Annotated in this window: 13 protein-coding genes and 4 pseudogenes; 3 read left to right on the top strand and 14 right to left on the bottom strand. The window is 56.1% G+C overall.

Going from position 1 to position 18,752, the window contains the following annotated elements:
- Positions 1–71 precede the first annotated feature (71 nt).
- The 5 genes and pseudogenes from CAter10_RS08865 to CAter10_RS08845 all read right to left on the bottom strand — a co-directional run bounded on the left by CAter10_RS08865 (position 72) and on the right by CAter10_RS08845 (position 6,547).
- Entirely contained in the window at positions 72–497 is a 426-nt protein-coding gene (locus CAter10_RS08865) for a DUF4149 domain-containing protein (RefSeq protein ID WP_231879244.1), read from the bottom strand.
- A gap of 101 nt (positions 498–598) precedes the next feature.
- Positions 599–1,075 carry a transcription elongation factor GreA gene (gene greA / locus CAter10_RS08860; protein WP_061533129.1) on the bottom strand — a complete coding sequence of 159 codons (477 nt, stop codon included), beginning with the start codon at positions 1,073–1,075 and terminating at the stop codon, positions 599–601.
- A gap of 203 nt (positions 1,076–1,278) precedes the next feature.
- The gene (gene carB, locus CAter10_RS08855; protein WP_061533128.1) at positions 1,279–4,500 is read right to left on the bottom strand and encodes a carbamoyl-phosphate synthase large subunit; all 3,222 of its coding nucleotides are present in this window, start codon (positions 4,498–4,500) and stop codon (positions 1,279–1,281) included.
- Positions 4,493–5,670, bottom strand: a pseudogene (gene carA / locus CAter10_RS08850) (glutamine-hydrolyzing carbamoyl-phosphate synthase small subunit). Before carA ends, carB begins: the two are co-directional and overlap by 8 nt.
- Positions 5,671–6,139: 469 nt before the next feature.
- On the bottom strand, positions 6,140–6,547 hold the full coding sequence (locus CAter10_RS08845; RefSeq protein WP_061533127.1) for a GlcG/HbpS family heme-binding protein: 408 nt from the start codon (positions 6,545–6,547) through the stop codon (positions 6,140–6,142).
- A 234-nt stretch (positions 6,548–6,781) separates the two neighbouring features.
- Here CAter10_RS08845 and CAter10_RS08840 point away from each other — a divergent pair.
- Positions 6,782–7,371: pseudogene (locus CAter10_RS08840) on the top strand (C40 family peptidase).
- A gap of 137 nt (positions 7,372–7,508) precedes the next feature.
- Here the strand turns inward: CAter10_RS08840 and CAter10_RS08835 are convergent.
- The 9 genes from CAter10_RS08835 to pstS form a co-directional block, all read right to left on the bottom strand.
- A complete protein-coding gene (locus CAter10_RS08835) occupies positions 7,509–8,441 on the bottom strand; it encodes a patatin-like phospholipase family protein (protein ID WP_061533126.1) in 933 nt (310 codons plus the stop codon).
- A 153-nt stretch (positions 8,442–8,594) separates the two neighbouring features.
- A complete protein-coding gene (gene phoR / locus CAter10_RS08830) occupies positions 8,595–9,899 on the bottom strand; it encodes a phosphate regulon sensor histidine kinase PhoR (RefSeq protein ID WP_061533125.1) in 1,305 nt (434 codons plus the stop codon).
- A gap of 79 nt (positions 9,900–9,978) precedes the next feature.
- A complete protein-coding gene (locus CAter10_RS08825) occupies positions 9,979–10,668 on the bottom strand; it encodes a winged helix-turn-helix domain-containing protein (protein WP_061533124.1) in 690 nt (229 codons plus the stop codon).
- Between the two features lie 137 nt (positions 10,669–10,805).
- Entirely contained in the window at positions 10,806–11,513 is a 708-nt protein-coding gene (gene phoU, locus CAter10_RS08820) for a phosphate signaling complex protein PhoU (protein ID WP_061533123.1), read from the bottom strand.
- A 74-nt stretch (positions 11,514–11,587) separates the two neighbouring features.
- Positions 11,588–12,376: a phosphate ABC transporter ATP-binding protein PstB gene (gene pstB / locus CAter10_RS08815; protein WP_061533122.1), complete on the bottom strand. Its 789-nt coding sequence runs from the start codon at positions 12,374–12,376 to the stop codon at positions 11,588–11,590.
- A gap of 25 nt (positions 12,377–12,401) precedes the next feature.
- Entirely contained in the window at positions 12,402–13,292 is an 891-nt protein-coding gene (gene pstA, locus CAter10_RS08810) for a phosphate ABC transporter permease PstA (RefSeq protein WP_061533121.1), read from the bottom strand.
- On the bottom strand, positions 13,289–14,317 hold the full coding sequence (gene pstC / locus CAter10_RS08805; protein WP_082797845.1) for a phosphate ABC transporter permease subunit PstC: 1,029 nt from the start codon (positions 14,315–14,317) through the stop codon (positions 13,289–13,291). The genes pstA and pstC overlap by 4 nt, the downstream gene beginning before the upstream one ends.
- 281 nt (positions 14,318–14,598) lie before the next feature.
- The gene (locus tag CAter10_RS23475; protein WP_236905512.1) at positions 14,599–14,745 is read right to left on the bottom strand and encodes a hypothetical protein; all 147 of its coding nucleotides are present in this window, start codon (positions 14,743–14,745) and stop codon (positions 14,599–14,601) included.
- A complete protein-coding gene (gene pstS, locus CAter10_RS08800) occupies positions 14,742–15,641 on the bottom strand; it encodes a phosphate ABC transporter substrate-binding protein PstS (protein WP_236905511.1) in 900 nt (299 codons plus the stop codon). Before pstS ends, CAter10_RS23475 begins: the two co-directional genes overlap by 4 nt.
- Positions 15,642–16,000: 359 nt before the next feature.
- On the opposite strand from pstS, the pseudogene ppk1 reads away from it, so the two are divergent.
- Positions 16,001–18,132: pseudogene (gene ppk1 / locus CAter10_RS08795) on the top strand (polyphosphate kinase 1).
- Positions 18,133–18,161: 29 nt separating this feature from the next.
- A pseudogene (locus CAter10_RS08790) lies at positions 18,162–18,619 on the top strand (SixA phosphatase family protein).
- Positions 18,620–18,752: the final 133 nt, after the last annotated feature.

Genomic DNA, 18,752 nt, shown 5'->3' with positions numbered 1-18,752 from the left:
ATAACAATACCCAGGGGGCCGTATTCCGATACGGCGGCGCAGGCTTCCTGCCAGCGCCCTTCCCCTTGCTTCTAGCGCAAGCTACGCAGTTTCAAGATCAGCCCAACCCCAAGCAAGCCCTGGATCAGGTAAATCCCGCTGGAAGCGCCATGCAGGATGCCGAACTGCGTCCTGGCGCCGTCACTCATGACGCCGCCGGTCAAGGCTGCCGCTTCGCGCAGGCTAGCCATGAAAGGCTGCAGGCAGAAATAGCCGAGTACGTTGCAAACCAGCATCAGCAAGGTCAGGCGCAGCAAGGTTTTGCGTAACGGGGCTGAGTCGTCATGGGTGCGGTAACTGAACAACATGATCAGCAGCAAGCCGCACACTACCGCCAGCCAGGCTTCAATGCGAAACAGGTTGCCGGCGATCGTGCCCGCCAGCACACGATCCGGCAATGTGGTGAACAAGACCGGCGCAACCAGGCCGCCTATCGTCCACAAACTACCGACCCACATGGTAGCAATTAACAATCTAAATCGCACTACGAACATTGCCGCTCCCGGATTTTCTGATTGAATGCTGCACTGGCACCGCCAGGCGCCGCCATGATCACGCTTTAGACGTAGCGGACTTCCAGGATTTCATACTCGCGGATGCCGGACGGCGCTTGCACACCCACCACGTCACCTGCCGTCTTGCCGATCAGGGCACGGGCGATTGGCGAGGTCACGGAAACTTTGGACAGCTTGATGTCGGCCTCATCGGTACCGACAATCTGGTAAGTGACCTTGTCGCCCGACTCCAGGTCCTCCAGATCGACGGTCGAGGCAAACACCACGCGCCCATCCGCATCCAGGGTTGCCGGATCAATAATCTGCGCGGCGCCCAACTTTCCTTCCAGGTCGGCAATCCGACCTTCGACAAAACCTTGACGCTCTTTCGCCGCATCGTAATCCGCGTTTTCCGAAAGATCGCCATGTGCGCGCGCTTCCGCGATGGCCTTGATGACAGCTTGACGCTCTTTCGTTTTCAAATGATGGAGTTCATCTTTCAACAATTGCGCGCCGTGCTTGGTAAGAGGTACTGAGCTCATAGGAGTGATATTCAACAAATATTAAATAGGGTTTCACGTACGCAATAAAAGGTCACGGAGGTCAAAAACGTACCTAAAAGGGTGCGCTTATGACCTCCGCAGGAACTTCTATAGCTAAATTGTACGTTTCGGCGGCTTCCGGGCAACGAATGATACAGCCCGAAAGCGATTCAGGATGCGCCTAGGCACATCCTGATTTGAGCTTAGTGTAAGGTTTTATGCAGGCCTTGTAAATCATAGACATGCAACTCGTCCAGATGACGCATGCCTTCAACCGCCGCTTCCGCACCGGCAATCGTGGTGTAGGTCGTAGCATGCGCTGCCAGAGCCGACGTCCGGATTGCGCGAGAATCGACGATGGCGCTACGCTTTTCCTCGACTGTGTTGATCACCAATGAAATCTCATTGTTCTTGATCATGTCAACTACGTGCGGACGTCCCTCAACAACCTTGTTGACGGTTTCCACCGGCACGCCAGCAGCGCCGATCGCCGCAGCCGTGCCTTTGGTCGCCACCACCGTGAAGCCAAGCGCCACCAGGTCCTTGGCAACCTGCACCGCACGCGGCTTGTCGCTACCCTTGACGCTGAGGAACACCTTGCCCGACTTCGGCAGCTTGATGCCGGCGCCCAGCTGCGACTTGACGAATGCTTCGCCGAAAGTCTTGCCGACACCCATCACTTCGCCGGTCGATTTCATTTCCGGCCCGAGGATCGTGTCGACGCCGGGGAACTTGACGAACGGGAATACCGCTTCCTTGACACTGAAGTATTTCGGCACGACTTCGCCCTTGATGCCTTGGCTGTCGAGCGACTGGCCAACCATGCAGCGCGCTGCAATCTTGGCCAGTTGCAAACCAGTTGCCTTGGACACGAACGGTACGGTACGCGACGCACGCGGATTAACTTCCAGTACGAACACAACATCCTTGCCATCGATCTGCTGAATCGCGAACTGCACGTTCATCAGGCCGACGACATTCAGGCCCTTGGCCATCAATGCAGTCTGGCGCTTGATCTCCTCAATTGTCGCCTGCGCCAGCGAATACGGCGGCAGCGAACAAGCCGAGTCGCCGGAGTGCACGCCAGCCTGCTCGATATGCTCCATGACGCCGCCGATGAAGGTGCGGTTGCCGTCGGACAGGCAATCGACATCGACTTCGATGGCGTCGTTCAGGAAGCGATCCAGCAACACTGGCGAATCGTGCGAGACCTTGACTGCTTCACGCATATAGCGCTCCAGATCACGTTGCTCATGGACAATTTCCATGGCACGGCCACCCAGCACGTACGATGGACGCACGACTAGTGGGTAGCCGATTTCCTGCGCCAGGCGCAAGGCATCTTCTTCGGTGCGCGCGGTGCGGTTAGGCGGCTGACGCAGATTCAAATCATGCAGCAGCTTCTGGAAACGCTCGCGGTCTTCGGCAGCATCGATCATGTCCGGCGAAGTCCCGACGATAGGCACGCCGTTGGCTTCGAGATCCAGCGCCAGCTTCAAAGGCGTCTGGCCGCCGTACTGTACGATCACGCCGTATGGCTTTTCCTTGTCGACGATTTCCAGCACGTCTTCCAGCGTCACCGGCTCGAAATACAGGCGATCGGAAGTATCGTAGTCGGTCGACACGGTTTCCGGGTTGCAGTTGACCATGATGGTCTCGTAACCGTCTTCGCGCATCGCCAGGGCCGCATGAACGCAGCAGTAATCGAATTCGATACCCTGGCCGATACGGTTAGGACCGCCGCCCAGCACCATGATCTTCTTTTTGTTGGTCGGATTCGATTCGCACTCTTCCTCGTAGGTCGAGTACATGTAAGCCGTGTTGGTCGAAAACTCACCGGCGCAGGTATCGACCCGTTTGTAGACTGGACGGATATTCAGCGCCAGGCGCTTTTTGCGCACATCGGTATCGGTGGTCTTCAACAGCTTGGCCAGGCGACGGTCGCCAAAGCCCTTTTGCTTCAGGCGGAACAGCGTGTCGCGGTCCAACGCTTCCAGCGTCTGGGTGCTTTCCAGCCACAATTCGATATCGACGATTTCCTTGATCTGCGACAGGAACCACGGATCGATATGGGTCAGTTGATGCACTTCTTCCAGCGTGAAGCCTTGGGCGAACGCATCACCGACATACCAGATACGGTCCGGGCCCGGCTCGCCGAGTTCTTCTTCGATGACTTCGCGGTCTTGCGTCTTTTCGTTCATGCCGTCAACGCCGACTTCGAGGCCGCGCAAGGCCTTCTGGAACGATTCCTGGAAGGTGCGGCCAATCGCCATCACCTCACCTACCGATTTCATCTGGGTGGTCAGATGATTGTCGGCAGCAGGGAATTTCTCAAACGCGAAACGCGGGATCTTGGTGACCACATAGTCGATCGAAGGCTCGAACGATGCTGGCGTGGCGCCGCCGGTAATTTCATTGCGCAACTCGTCCAGCGTAAAGCCCACCGCCAGTTTCGCCGCGATCTTGGCGATCGGGAAACCGGTAGCTTTGGAAGCCAGTGCCGAAGAGCGCGATACGCGCGGATTCATTTCGATCACGATCATGCGGCCATCGGCCGGGTTGACCGAGAATTGCACGTTGGAACCGCCGGTGTCGACGCCGATCTCACGCAATACCGCCAGCGAGGCGTTACGCATGATCTGGTATTCCTTGTCGGTCAGGGTCTGCGCCGGTGCTACCGTGATCGAGTCGCCGGTATGCACGCCCATCGGATCCAGGTTTTCGATCGAGCAGACGATGATGCAGTTGTCCGCCTTGTCGCGCACCACTTCCATCTCATACTCTTTCCAGCCGATCAACGATTCTTCGATCAACAGTTCCTTGGTCGGCGAGGCTTCCAGGCCGCGCTTGCAGATGGTTTCGAATTCTTCCGCGTTATAGGCGATACCGCCGCCGGTGCCGCCCATCGTGAACGAAGGACGAATGATCACAGGAAAGCCAAGTTCCTTCTGCACAGCCCAGGATTCGTCCATGGTGTGGGCAACGCCGGAACGGGCCGAACCGAGACCGATCTTGGTCATCGCTGCCTTGAACTTGGAACGGTCTTCGGCCTTGTCGATGGCTTCCGGCGAAGCGCCGATCAGTTCAACCTTGTACTTTTCCAGGATGCCGTGGCGATGCAGGTCCAGCGCGCAGTTCAGCGCGGTCTGACCACCCATGGTCGGCAGGATCGCGTCCGGCTTTTCCTTGGCGATGATGCGCTCAACCGCTTGCCAGGTGATCGGCTCGATGTACGTCACATCGGCCATCTCCGGGTCGGTCATGATGGTCGCAGGGTTGCTGTTGACCAGGATGACTTTGTAGCCCTCTTCGCGCAGCGCCTTGCAGGCCTGTGCGCCGGAATAGTCGAACTCGCAAGCCTGGCCGATGATGATCGGGCCGGCGCCGATAATCAGAATACTTTTTAAATCACTACGCTTAGGCATTTTTATTTTTCTCCAACATCGTTTGATTCATCAATTGAATGAAACGATCGAACAAGGGGCGATGTCATGCGGGCCAGGCGACGCTTCCGGGTGGCCCTGGAAGCAGAATGCCGGCTTGTCGGTGCGGGCAAAGCCTTGCAGCGAACCGTCGAACAACGATACGTGGGTCACGCGGCAATTCGCCGGCAGGGTTGCGCCATCGACGGCGAAGCCGTGATTTTGCGAGGTGATCAGCACTTGCTTGCTGTCCAGGTCCTGCACCGGATGATTGGCGCCATGGTGGCCGAACTTCATCTTCAGCGTCTTGGCGCCGGAAGCCAGCGCCATGATCTGGTGGCCGAGGCAGATGCCGAAGGTCGGCACGCCGCGCTCGATCAGTTCCTTGGTGGCGGCAATCGCGTAATCGCACGGCTCCGGATCGCCAGGACCGTTGGACAGGAAAATCCCGTCCGGATTCAGCGCCAGCGCATCGGCAGCCGAAGCCTGTGCCGGCAGCACGGTGATCTTGCAGCCACGTTGCGCCAGCATGCGCAGGATGTTGAACTTGACGCCGTAGTCGAACGCCACTACGTGGTACTTGGGAGTGATCTGCTGATCGTAACCGCGGCCGAGACGCCATTCCGTCTCGCTCCAGCTGTAGGCCTTGGTGGTCGATACGACCTTTGCCAAATCCATGCCTGCCAGCCCAGGGAAAGCGCGCGCCAGTTCAAGCGCCTTGGCTGTAGCGACGGCAATATCAGACTCGCCAGCCACAATAGCACCGCCCTGCGCGCCTTTTTCGCGCAGAATGCGGGTCAGCTTGCGGGTATCGATACCGGCGATGGCGACGATATTCGATTCCTGCAGGTAGGCATCCAGTGTTTGGGTAGAACGGAAATTCGAAACCAGGCGCGGCAAATCGCGGATGATGAGGCCAGCGGCGTGGATCTGGGAAGATTCGACATCCTCCTTGTTGACGCCGGTATTGCCGATATGCGGATAAGTGAGAGTGACGATCTGGCGGCTGTAGCTTGGATCGGTGAGGATTTCCTGGTAGCCGGTCATGGCGGTGTTGAATACGACTTCACCTGTCGTATGACCAACGGCGCCAATGGAAATACCTTGGAAAATCGTCCCATCTGCTAGCGCGAGGATGGCCGGTACGGTGAGGCCAGAAAAAAATGGCTGCAAGGGTAACTCCTGATGTTGTTACCGCCGCTGCGCTGCGCCAAACGACCGCTATGAATCACCAAACAGCGCCCAAACAGCGTTGATTTGACGGTTTATCAGTCTTTTTGGGACGAAATGGAAGGTGGTATGCGCTACGGCGGAGTAAATTGGGCTAAACCCTGCAATTATAGCCGACAACACCCTTCCCGGCAATCCGAACGGATATCAACCTGCGGGATTTTTGTATAAATAATTAGGAAAAACAAAAGACGTGACTCAATTAACAACAATACTGACAAACTATGACTGTCGCCACGGTAACCACTGCCAATAATTGGCGACTTGCCAGTTCGACATTTCAACAAAGACAAGCCACGCTATATTCACATCTGGGTAACAACCACGGACCGCCGCACCAAAACCTCGCAACGCTTGCACCACATTGCACCAGGCCCGACTATCGCAGCGGCTGCACCCAAATACAAAGATATTACGCGCTCAACGCGGCGATACCGGCCTTGGCAATTTGCACATCTTCAGCCGACTTCACGCCAGAAACGCCAACCGCACCCAGGTATTGACCGTCGACCACGATAGGTACGCCACCCTCCAGCAAGCCTTCCAGGTTCGGCGCGGTGATGAACGAGAAGCGACCGTTATTGATCATGTCTTCGTAGATTTTCGATTCACGCTGTCCCAGAGCAGCAGTCTTGGCCTTGGCTGGTGCGATATGCGCCGAAATTGGCGCAGCACCGTCCAGGCGTTGCAACCACAGCAGGTGACCGCCGTCGTCGACGATCGAAATGGTCACGGCCCAACGATTTGCCAGCGCCTCAGCTTCAGCGGCCGCTGCAATTTTCTTCACGTCATCGAGTGTCAAAACATGTTTCGATTTCATTTTTGCTCCTTGTAAAAATAACTGTTGATTGTACTTTAGTGCTCGGCAATAGGCAGCAGCCGCTCCGCAAATCGGTCAGTTTATTTCCGGCACGACACTTGCTTTAAAGCAGAATCGCAAAATTTTTCAGGAACTTTTAGCTTCGATTTGCCGTCTTGTCATGCCTCTGTATTTATATATGCGCCTATCAAATTTGACAGGCACCTCTTATTCACTTACATTCGTGCGATCGTAATGTTCCAGAGCCCATCCATAACGATGACGATTAAAGAAGCCTTCCCCCTATTCCAGACAGTGGCACTTGCGTGCGCTCTCATTGCCAGCCTGTGGCTGTGCTCCCCGGCTCACGCTTCTGACATCACCGATATCGATGTGCGTCCCCAACCGAGCAGCACCCGCAGCAAACTCCAGCAATTTACCGATCGGGCGTCGGAGCTGGCAGTCAGCGCAATGGGCATGATCGGCATTCACTATAAATACGGCGGCAACAATCCGGAAAACGGTCTCGATTGCAGCGGCTTGGTTCGCTATGTATTCAAAGACGCCTGGGGCGTCAATGTGCCACGCACTGCAGCGGAATTGAGCCGCAGCGGCGAAAAAGTCGACACCCAGGATTTGCAGCCGGGCGACCTGGTGTTCTATAACACCTTGCGCCGCAGCTTCTCGCACGTTGGGATCTACCTCGGCGACAACAAGTTCATCCACGCCCGCGGGCCGGCGCTTCGGTTCGCATCGAAAGCATGGACCTTGCTTACTGGAAAGCTCGCTTCAACGGCGCCCGTCGCATCAGTGATCCCGAACAAGGCGGCGACAATCACCAGTAACCTACCGGTAACATCGCGGCCACGCCATCTCGCCGAATAAGATGAAAAGCCCCTGCAGATTCAATATCCGCAGGGGCTTTTTGATTACAGCCGGAGCACAAAATGAGGCCGGTAATGCATGCATCGTCGGCGCTGCATTACTCCTCGCGCTTTTCCTTCAATTTCTTCTTGATCATGACCATTTGCGCCATCGCCGCTTGCTCACCGGCCAGGATCGCGGTATTGCGGGCGGCAAAATCATTACCCTTCATCGCGCCCAGCTCCGGTCGGATAGCGATGTCGGCATCCTTCAATTCATAATTGTTAATGCTTTGCCCCATAATGGCAAAAGTCTGCAGCAAGACATCGACTGAACTTGACGCCGCCTGTGCCTCCGGCGACGCCGAGATATTGACCGCGATGACGAAATCAGCGCCCATCTCCCGAGCAAAACGGACTGGCACCGGCGACACCAGGCCGCCGTCGACATATTGCCGGCCACCGATAGTGACCGGCTGAAATACGCCTGGCACCGCCGATGAAGCCCGCACCGCGAGGCCCGTGTTACCGCGACGGAACAGGATCGGCGCGCCACTGTGCAAGTCGGTGGCAACCGCCCCGAATGGCATCTTCAATTGCTCAATCGGCACGTTGCGCACAGTCTTGTTGACGTAATTCTGGATCGCCTCGCCTTTCAGCACTCCGCTGACCTTGGCGAAGAACGGCACGGACCAATCGGAAATCGCCCCCTCATCCATCTGCAGAGCGATCTTCTGCAACGCAAAGCCGTTGTTGCCAGCCGCATACATGGCGCCGACCACGCTGCCGGCACTGGTGCCGACCACGATATCAGGCACGATCCCTTGCGATTCCAGTGCCTTGATCACGCCGATATGCGCAAATCCACGCGCAGCGCCGCCACCCAACGCCAGGCCGATCTTGATCGGCTTGCTGACCTTCGGCAGGCCAACGGGCGGAGTCGACGCCACTGGCGTGGTCTGGCTAGGAGCCAGAACCGAACTGCCAGTGCAAGCGGTCAGTACGGTACAAAAGGCAAGAGCAAGGGAAGGCAGCAGGCGCGAAGAAGGCATGGGAAATTGGGCCAGAAAAATAGGAAACGTAAGCGCCGACAATATTATCTCGTCGGCAATCACGACCGGCTACATCCGGTCGCCGCAGAATTGTAGCCGATGTCACGTACTTCAGCCGTGCCAGGAAGTTGGCGCGCGCCGCCAGCACAAGCGTTAGGCAGTTTCCGACGCCACCACCGACGTCGCCGGCAGCCTGACGGTAAATACGCTACCCTCGCCCGGCCGCGATTCGACGCCAAGTGTACCGCGATGACGCAGCAAGACGTGCTTGACGATGGCCAGGCCGAGCCCAGTACCTTGGGTCTCGCGCGACCGACTCTTGTCAACACGGTAGAAACGCTCTGTCAGGCGCGATATATGTTCCGCGCTGATACCAATGCCGGAATCCTTGACGACCAGTTGCGGACCGGCCTTGCTGTTCTGCCACATGATCTGGATTTTTCCGCCAGCCGGCGTGTAACGCACTGCATTGGAAATCAGGTTACTGAATGCACTGCGCAGTTCATCGTTACTGCCATTGATATCCGGCCCGTCGATCGACAGTGAGAACGTGTGCTTGCCAGCCGACAGTACTTCAGCTTCCAACAACAGGCTGTGCAGCATTGCGTCAATGTCGACCGGTTCCGGACGCATCGGATAGTCAATCGATTCCAGGCGCGTCAAGGTCAACATGTCGCCGATCAGGTTTTGCATGCGATGCCCCTGCTCCGTCATCAGCTGCAGATGGGCGGCGCGGGTTTTCTGGTCTAGATCGGGTTGAGCCTGGGCAATTTCCAGGAAGCCGTTGATCACGGTCAGCGGCGTGCGCAATTCATGCGAGGCGTTGGCGATGAAGTCGCGTCGCATCATGTCGATCCGCTCGGACTCGGTGGCGTCGTGCGTGACCAGAATCTGGCGGCGATTTTCAAACGGGATGATCTGCACGATCAGCTTCCGCTCGCGCAGGCTCAAGGTCAGCGGCTGGTCATAGCGGCCGAGAATGATGTAGTCGATAAAATCCGGATTGCGAATCAGGTTGGTGACGCGCATTCCCTTGTCGCGTCCGTGCTGCAATCCGAGGTGACGTTCCGCCGCCGGGTTGCACCACTCCAGAAACAGCACGTCGTCCATGATGACGACGCCATCCGGCAGCAGATGCATGGCCTGGCGGAAACGCGCCAGCCACTCGCTCAGCTCGGTCTGGTGCTTTTCGTCATCGCGGCGCAAGCGGTACAGGCGCGAAAAAATGTCAGTCCAGGCACCCCAGCCATCAGGTAGCTTCTCGCTGCGAGGATTGTCGAGCCAGCCGCTGAGGCGGAACAGGTAATGCAATTGCACCACCACGGCAACCGACATCAATCCCAGGCCTAGCAACAGCCCAGGGACCGCGCCAAATAAGGCCCAGACTACGGCCGAAACGACGAAAATCAGCAGGATCCGCAGCATGGCCGGGATCCAGAACAGCATCTGTGGGTTCATAAATAACGATTATGCAATAGAAGCACGCTGGCTTTATGGCGATGAGTTGAGAGCATCCATCAAGTACGTTTGCCCCCTGCTATTTTGCAGAGAGCATGTAGCCGACGCTGCGCACCGTGCGAATCAGGTGTTCCGATTCACGCAAGGCTTTGCGCAAGCGCAGTACATGGACATCGACAGTACGTTCTTCGATGACGACGTGATCGCCCCATACCTTGTCCAGCAACTGGCTGCGCGAGAACACTCGATCCGGGTTAGCCATGAAGAATTTCAGCAAGCGATATTCCGCGTGGCCGATATCGATTTTCTGGTTTTCAAGACAAACTGAACAACTGGCAGGATCAAGCGACACTGCACCCGCCTGCATTACACCGGGCGCCTCATCGGTCCCCTTGCGGCGCAACAGGGCCTTGACACGCGAAGTCAGTTCGCGCGGCGAAAAAGGCTTGGTCATGTAATCGTCGGCGCCATTGTCAAGACCGGCGATCTTGTCTTCCTCCATGCTCTTCGCGGTAAGCATCATCACCAGCATCGACTGCAGCTGACGGTCGGCGCGCATTTGCGACAACAGGCGCAAGCCGCTCTGATCGGGCAACATCCAGTCCAGCAGCACCAGATGTGGCACGCGCCGCTGCACAAACTCCCAGCCTTCGGCGGCAGTATGCACGATCGACGGCGACCAGCCGGCTTCCTTGATGGTAAAGCCGATCAGTTCAGCGATAGACGGCTCATCCTCAATGATCAGGATGGAGGTTTTATCGGCAGCCATTTTTACCAGATGCAACAGACAATGTTAAACAGCTGGCAGTACTGCAACTGGTGTAATACACAATATTTTTATGCATAGAGGTGAAATAAAGGTGTTAACTTGCTCCCCATGATGCGTTCTACGATATTCGCCACAGTTCAGACGTCGCTCTCGTCCAGTTGGCCGGTAGCGTAATCGGTATGGCGGATATCCTTGCCTTCAACAATGTAGATCACGTATTCGGCGATATTCTTGGCATGGTCACCAATGCGTTCGATCGCTTTGGCCACCCACAAAGTATCCATCGATGCAGAAATGGTGCGCGGATCTTCCATCATGAAGGTGATCAGGTTACGCATGATCGAGCGGAAATCGCGATCGATGACGACATCCTGCGCAATCAATCGCATGGCTTGCTTTTCATCGAGGCGCGCCAAGGCATCCAACGCATCGTGCAGCAGGTCAGCCGCGCCGGCGGCGATCACGCGTACCGTCTCGGTATGGTCGATGGTACCGGCGCCGCGTTTGTGCAAATGAATTGCGGTGCGAGCGATCTTGGCGGCTTCGTCGCCGATCCGCTCCAGGTCGGTGATAACTTTGATGGTTGCCATCACGGTACGCAGGTCGTTGGCAGTCGGCTGGCGACGCACGATCAGGTGGCTGCATGCATCGTCGAGTTCGATTTCCAGGCGATTGACCTGGTCGTCATCCTTGATGACACGTTCGGCCGCATCCAGGTTGCCATTGCGGAAAACGTTGATGGCTTCCTGGAATTGGCGTTCGACCAGGCCGCCCATCAGCAGCACTTTGGAGCGAATGGTTTCCAAATCCGTGTCGTATTGTTTTGAAGAATGTTCGCCAGTCATCTGATTTCCTTCGATTTCTTTTAGGCCAGGCTTGCACCTGCGCCGGTTTATTTTTCCAATGGCCGCCGGCTATATCAGCCGAAGCGTCCTGTGATGTAGTCTTGCGTTTCCTTGCGCGCAGGATTCATGAAGATCTGGTCGGTTTCGCCGAACTCGACCAGCTCGCCCAGATACATGTAAGCGGTGTAGTCGGAACAACGCGCCGCCTGCTGCATGTTGTGGGTAACGATGGCGATGGTGTAATCGACCTTCAATTCGCTGATCAGTTCTTCCACCTTGGCTGTCGAAATCGGATCCAGCGCCGAGGTTGGCTCATCCAGCAACAGCACATCCGGACGCACGGCAACGCTGCGTGCAATACACAGGCGCTGCTGCTGACCGCCAGACAGGCTAAGCCCGCTTTTATTCAGTTTGTCCTTGACCTCACCCCACAGCGCGGCCTTGGACAACGCCCATTCGACGCGCTCGTCCATTTCGCCTTTCGGCAGGTTTTCGTAGAGACGGATACCAAAGGCGATGTTGTCATAGATCGACATCGGGAACGGTGTCGGCTTCTGGAATACCATGCCGACCTTGGCGCGCAGCATGTTCAGATCTTGCCCGGGCTCCAGGATGTTGCGGCCGGCGTAGATGATCTCGCCTTCCGCACGCTGGCCGGGATACAAGTCATACATCCGGTTCAGAGTTCGCAACAGCGTCGATTTGCCGCAGCCGGATGGGCCGATGAACGCTGTCACTTTCTTTTCATTGACATGCAGGTTGATATTCTTCAAGCCCTGGAAATTGCCGTAGAAAAAATTCAATCCCGAAATTTCTATGGTCGGCTTTTTATCGAGCGAGTTCGACTTGAGTGATGTTTGCATAATGATGGCAATCTATATGAAAGCGTTAACCTGGAATTTTTTGGCTGAACAGCGAGCGCGACAGGATGTTCAAGAGCAGCACGCTGAACGTAATCAGCAGCGCTCCGCCCCATGCAAGCGGCACCCAGTTGTCGAACGGGCTCATCGCGAACTGGCTGATGACGACCGGCAAATTGGCGATCGGCTTGTTCATGTTGGTGCTGAAGAACTGGTTGTTCAGCGCAGTGAACAACAGCGGTGCGGTTTCACCCGCAATCCGCGCCACCGCCAGCAGCACGCCGGTGACGACACCAGCCTTGACCGCGCGCAACCGCACCAGCAGGGCGACTTTCCAACGCGGCGCACCCAGCGCAAAGGCCGCTTCACGCAAATTGCCCGGCACCAGCTTCAACATGTTGTCGGTCGTGCGGACCACCACCGGCACAGCAATCAATGACAGCGCAAAACTACCGGCCCAGCCCGAAAAATGTCCCACCTTGGCGACGTAGATCGCATACACGAACAAGCCGATCACGATGGATGGCGCCGACAGCATGATGTCAGTCACGAAGCGCGTCACCTGCGCCAGCTTGCTCTCCTCACCATATTCCGCAAGATAAATACCAGCCAGGATACCAACCGGCGTACTGAACACGGTAGCCAGTCCAACCAGCATCAGGCTGCCGACAATCGGGTTGAGCAAACCGCCGGAGCCAGATCCAGGAGCCGGGGTGTTTTGCGTCAGGATGCCCAGGTTCAGCGCACCGAAACCCTTGATCACCAATGTCACCAGGATCCAGGCCAGCACCAGCAGGCCCAGCGCCATTGCCAGGAACGACAGCACCATACCGAAACGGTGCATCAGCAAGCGCTTGCGATAAACCGCGTTCACCGGCGGAGCCAATACATCTGCCTCTGTTTGATGGGAATTCTTCATTTGACACCTTCTTTACGGGACATGCCCATCAACATGATTTTGGCGATCGACAACACGATGAAGGTGATCACGAACAGGATCAGGCCAAGAGCAAACAGTGCCGACACATGCAGCGTAGTCGATGCCTCAGCGATTTCGTTGGCCAGCGTCGAGGCGATGCTGTTGCCGGATGCGAACAGCGACCACGATAACCGTTGCGCATTGCCGATCACAAAAGTGACCGCCATGGTCTCGCCCAGAGCGCGGCCAAGCCCCAGCATGACGCCGCCGACGACGCCGGTCTTGGCGTACGGCAGCACGACCTTGCGCACCACTTCCCAACGCGTGCAGCCCAGACCGTAAGCCGACTCTTTCAGCACCGCAGGCACCACTTCAAACACATCGCGCATCACGGAAGAAATAAACGGGATGATCATCACAGCCAGGATCAGACCGGCCGTCAGCAGGCCAATGCCCATCTTTGGCCCGTTGAACAACACGCCGATCACCGGCAACTGGCCGATCGTGGACGCCAGGAACGGCTGGCCGTACTCGGCAAACAGCGGCGCAAATACGAACAGTCCCCACATGCCGTAGATGATGCTCGGCACGCCAGCCAGCAGTTCAACTGCGGTGCCCAGCGGGCGGCGCAATTTTGCCGGACAGATTTCAGTAAGGAACAATGCGATCCCGAAACTTACCGGGAACGCGATAGCCAGGGCGATGAATGATGTCACCAATGTGCCGACGATGGCGATCATCGCGCCGTAATGATCGTTGACCGGATCCCATTCGACGGTAGTGATGAAGGATGGCCCATATTCGCGGAACACCGGCCAGGCGCCGATCGCCAGGCAGACAATAATGCCGAGCAGCACGAACAGCACGATCAGCGAAAATAGCAGCGTGACCTTGTGAAAAAGAAAATCTTGAATGCGTTGCTTACGCATGGTGGCAAGCAAGGCCTGATGCGACACACCCGCTTGTTCAGCGGTGGTTGCCTGGGGTGAAATCGATTGTGCCATGACAGGAATATTTGCACTCATGAGTAGCGATATCCGATGAAGAATAAGATGCGGCGGCGATTAACCTAGCGGCCGGACCGCGCTCGACTTGCAGGAGATGTTTCGCGTGAAGACTACTGTGTACCAGTGATGCGCTTATCTCGATACGCTTGCCATATTCAAAGAAGGCGAGCAGGTGGCCGTCAAACTGCCACAATCTGCTCGCGCTGCATTTCCGAATCGTTGGTCCGAATCGGCTGATGCTCGCGATGTGGGTCGGCGCCAGGCAGCGTCCGACCCGCATCGGACATCAGATCAAACAATTACCAGACTGCCTTGCCGGCGTTGTCCTTGATCTGTGCTTTCCACGATTCTTCCACCAGTTTCACAACCGAAGCAGGAATCGCGACATAGTCGAGTTCGGTGGCTGCTGCGCCGCCGTTCTTGTATGCCCACTCAAAGAACTTCAATACTTCCTTGCCCTTGGCTGCGTCAGCCTGAGTCTTGTGAAGCAGGATGAACGAAGCACTGGTGATTGGCCAGCTGCTCTTGCCTGCTGCATCGGTGAAGTCCAGTGCGAAACCTGGAGTCTTGGCCAGTCGGCGCCAGCAGCAGCGGCCTTGAATGTTTCGTCGTCCGGTTGCACGAAGTTGCCGTCATGATTCTTCAGCTGAGTGTGCTGCAGTTTGTTCTTCTTGGCGTATGCGTACTCGACATAACCAATCGAACCCTTGATCTTTTGCACGTTGGCAGCAACACCTTCGTTACCCTTGCCACCTACGCCAGTTGGCCACTTGACAGCAGTACCAGCACCAACACCGCTCTTGAATGCAGCGCTAGTCTTCGACAGGTAGCTGGTGAACACGAACGAAGTGCCCGAGCCGTCAGCACGATACACCACGGTGATGTCGTCGGCCGGCAATTTGACGCCTGGATTGAGGGCCGCGATTTCTGGTGCATTCCACTTGGTGATCTTGCCCAGGTAGATGTCAGCCACGATTGGACCAGTCAACTTCAGTTGACCTGGGGCGACGCCATCCAGGTTCACGACTGGCACCACACCGCCCATGATTGCCGGGAACTGCGCCAGATTGTCGGCGTTCAGCTCTTCCACCTTCAAAGGCATGTCGGAAGCACCGAAGTCAACGGTTTTGGCTTTGATTTGCTTGATGCCGCCGCCGGAGCCGATCGATTGGTAGTTCAGGCTGTTGCCGGTAGCGCTCTTGTAGGCTTCAGCCCACTTGGAATAGATCGGGTAAGGAAAAGACGCGCCGGCGCCGGTAATCTCGGCTGCCATGACCGACGAAACAGCCAATGTCGCACCCATTGCGATAATGGCGGCTTTAACGAAGTGATTCAATCGCATTTGTTACTCCCTTATGGACTATGTGTGGTGTGCCTAAGTTGAGACTGTTGTGAAATTGGCTTCACGTTAAAAGGAAGAAAATTTCACAACAGCCCCTAAGACAGGGCGAACTCTAACCAACATTTATGACAGCTTTATGACGAGAGAAAAATGATTGTAAATTTCGATAATTTGCAAAAAAACAATCCAGATACACAATTAACGCCAGTTATTTTTGATCTTTTATCATTTTTTGATGCGCACCAACCTGAACCGACGTGAATGACAAGATAACGCTAACAAATCTTCCAATTTGTTCATCAACCTGTCATATTCACTCCATACACTCCGCGAAAACCATCAGACCCGCTGCCTGATTCATGAACAAGAAAACCAAGTCGGACGATGAAACAAGATATTCAGGCGCCAGATTAGACGCCAATCCAAGCTATTTGAATCGAGAGCTGTCGCAACTGGCCTTCAATCGCCGCGTGATGGCCCAGGCGGAAGACCGCCATGTCCCCTTGCTGGAGCGATTGCGATACTTATGCATTGTCAGTAACAACCTTGATGAGTTTTTTGAAGTCCGCATCGCCAGCCTGCTCGCCAATAGTCGTATCGACGGCGAAAACACGGATCCCCCCGCACTGACCGCCGCGCTGGAACGCACCAGTATCGAGTGCCACCAGATCGTCGATCGCCAATATGAGATATTGAATCAGGCAATCCTGCCGCAGTTGTCGGCAATCGGCATACACCTGCTGCGGCACGACGACCGTACCGAAGAACAACGGGCATGGGTGAAAGCCTTTTTCGAGCAGGAAATACGTCCTCTGCTCACGCCCATCGGGCTTGATCCAGCCATCCCTTCCCCCAGGTGTTGAACAAGAGCTTAAATTTCATTGTCGAGATGGCGGGCAAGGATGCCTTCGGCCGCAGCACCACGATTGCCATCATCAAGGCGCCGCGCGTACTGCCGCGTGTAATCAAGTTGCCCGATGTGCTGTCGCCCAAGGGCAACTCGTTCTGCCTGTTGTCATCCATCATTCACGCCCATATCGGCGAGCTTTTTGCCGGTCGCCAGATATTGTCTTATTCGCAATTTCGCGTAACCCGGAACAGCGATTTGTGGGTCGATGAAGAGGAAGTGAAGAATTTGCGCCAGGCCCTGCAGAGCGAATTGCAAAGCCGTCAGTTCGGCGTTGCGGTACGGCTTGAGGTAGCGCGCAGCTGCCCAGAGCATCTGTCGCAATTCCTGCTCAGCCAATTCGCTATCGCGCCAAACCGTTTGTACGCAGTGGACGGGCCGGTCAATATGGTCCGTCTGTCGGAGATGATCGATCAGGTGAACGATGCATCTCTGCGGTTTCCGCCATTTTCTCCGGGCTTGCCGATACAACTGGCGGCGGGCGACGACATTTTCGAGCAATTGAAACGGAAGGATGTGCTGCTGCACCACCCCTTCCAGTCATTCCAGCCGGTGATCGACTTCGTTCGCTCCGCTGCGTTCGATCCCAATGTAGTGGCGATCAAACAGACCATCTATCGCACCGGCATGAACTCGGACCTGATGGAAGCGTTGATCCTGGCTGCACAGCGCGGCAAGGAAGTAACTGTGGTGGTGGAGCTGATGGCCCGCTTCGATGAAGAAGCCAATATCAACTGGGCAGACAAGCTCGAACGCGCCGGCGCCCAGGTAGTGTACGGCGTGGTCGGACTGAAGACGCATGCCAAGCTATCGCTGGTAATCCGCCGCGAACGAGACAAGAACGGCGATGGAGAGCTGCGTTACTACGCCCATCTCGGTACAGGCAATTACCATCCGAGCACCACCAAACTGTATACCGATTTCGGACTCCTGACTTCCAACCAGAAACTGGCCACCGAAGTCAACGAAGTCTTCATGCACCTGACCAGCCTGACCAAACCGAAGAAAATGGATCTGCTGTGGCTGGCGCCATTCTCGCTGCAGAAAGAAATCATCCGCGCCATTCATAACGAAGCCGAGATCGCCCGCAGGGGTCGGCCAGCGCGCATCGTCGCCAAGATGAACGCGCTGCTGGACGAATCCGTGATCCGCGCGCTGTATGCTGCCTCTGCCGACGGCGTCAAGATCGAACTGATCGTGCGCGGCGCTTGCGCGCTCAGGCCGGGCGTGCCGGGCTTGTCTGAAAATATCCACGTGCGCTCGATCATCGGCCGCTTCCTGGAACACAGTCGTATCTATTATTTCCGTAACAACTTGCAGCACGACGTTTATCTGAGCAGCGCCGACTGGATGAACCGCAACCTGTTCCGGCGTATCGAGGTAGCCTTCCCGGTGCATGACAAAACACTCAAGAAGCGGGTAATCAACGAAGGCCTCACTCCTTACCTGAAAGACAATGCCAATGCCTGGATTCTGGGATCCGACGGTAATTGGCATAAATCAAAGCCGCATCACAGGCAAAAGCCATATAGTGCGCAACGGCATCTGATGCTCTCCCTAGGCGCGCTTTCCCCCTTAAAGTAAAAAGACGCATTCAAGCAAGGACCCACATCATGGAACTGATTTTATGGCGGCACGCGGAGGCAGAAATCGGGAGCCGGACGAAGGCCGTGCGCTAACCGGAAAGGGTCACAAGCAAGCCTGGAAAATGGCCGACTGGCTGGATCACAACTTGCCCAATAGCTGCAAAATCATCAGTAGCCCGGCCACCCGGACCGTACAAACCGCCGAGGCACTCGGCCGCAAATTCAAGACTCACCCTCACCTGGCACCGGATTGCTCGGCCGAACAATTGCTGGCGGTCGCCAATTGGCCCTTCAATCGCGAGCCGGTGCTGATCATCGGCCACCAACCCACGCTGGGCCAGGTCGCCGCCTTGCTGATTGCCGGACAAATGCAGGAATGGTCGGTCCGCAAGGGCAACGTCTGGTGGATTGCCCAGCGTGAGCGTGGCGATATCACGACCAACTACCTGAAGGCAGTCATGTCGTCGGACCTGATCGCTAAATAAACTCTTCTCATGTACTTATTACTTACCGCTCATATGCAGGCGGCAAGTGGTATATTTGCGACCAGCCTAGCCAAATATGTATTTCTATTTATACCGTTGTTACCCGACTACAGGATTCACACGGCAACCCTTT

The organism is Collimonas arenae, from assembly GCF_001584165.1.
Taxonomy (GTDB): domain Bacteria; phylum Pseudomonadota; class Gammaproteobacteria; order Burkholderiales; family Burkholderiaceae_D; genus Collimonas; species Collimonas arenae.
The sequence above is the reverse complement of the archived record's forward strand: the minus strand, read 5'-3'. Positions and strand labels throughout refer to the sequence as shown.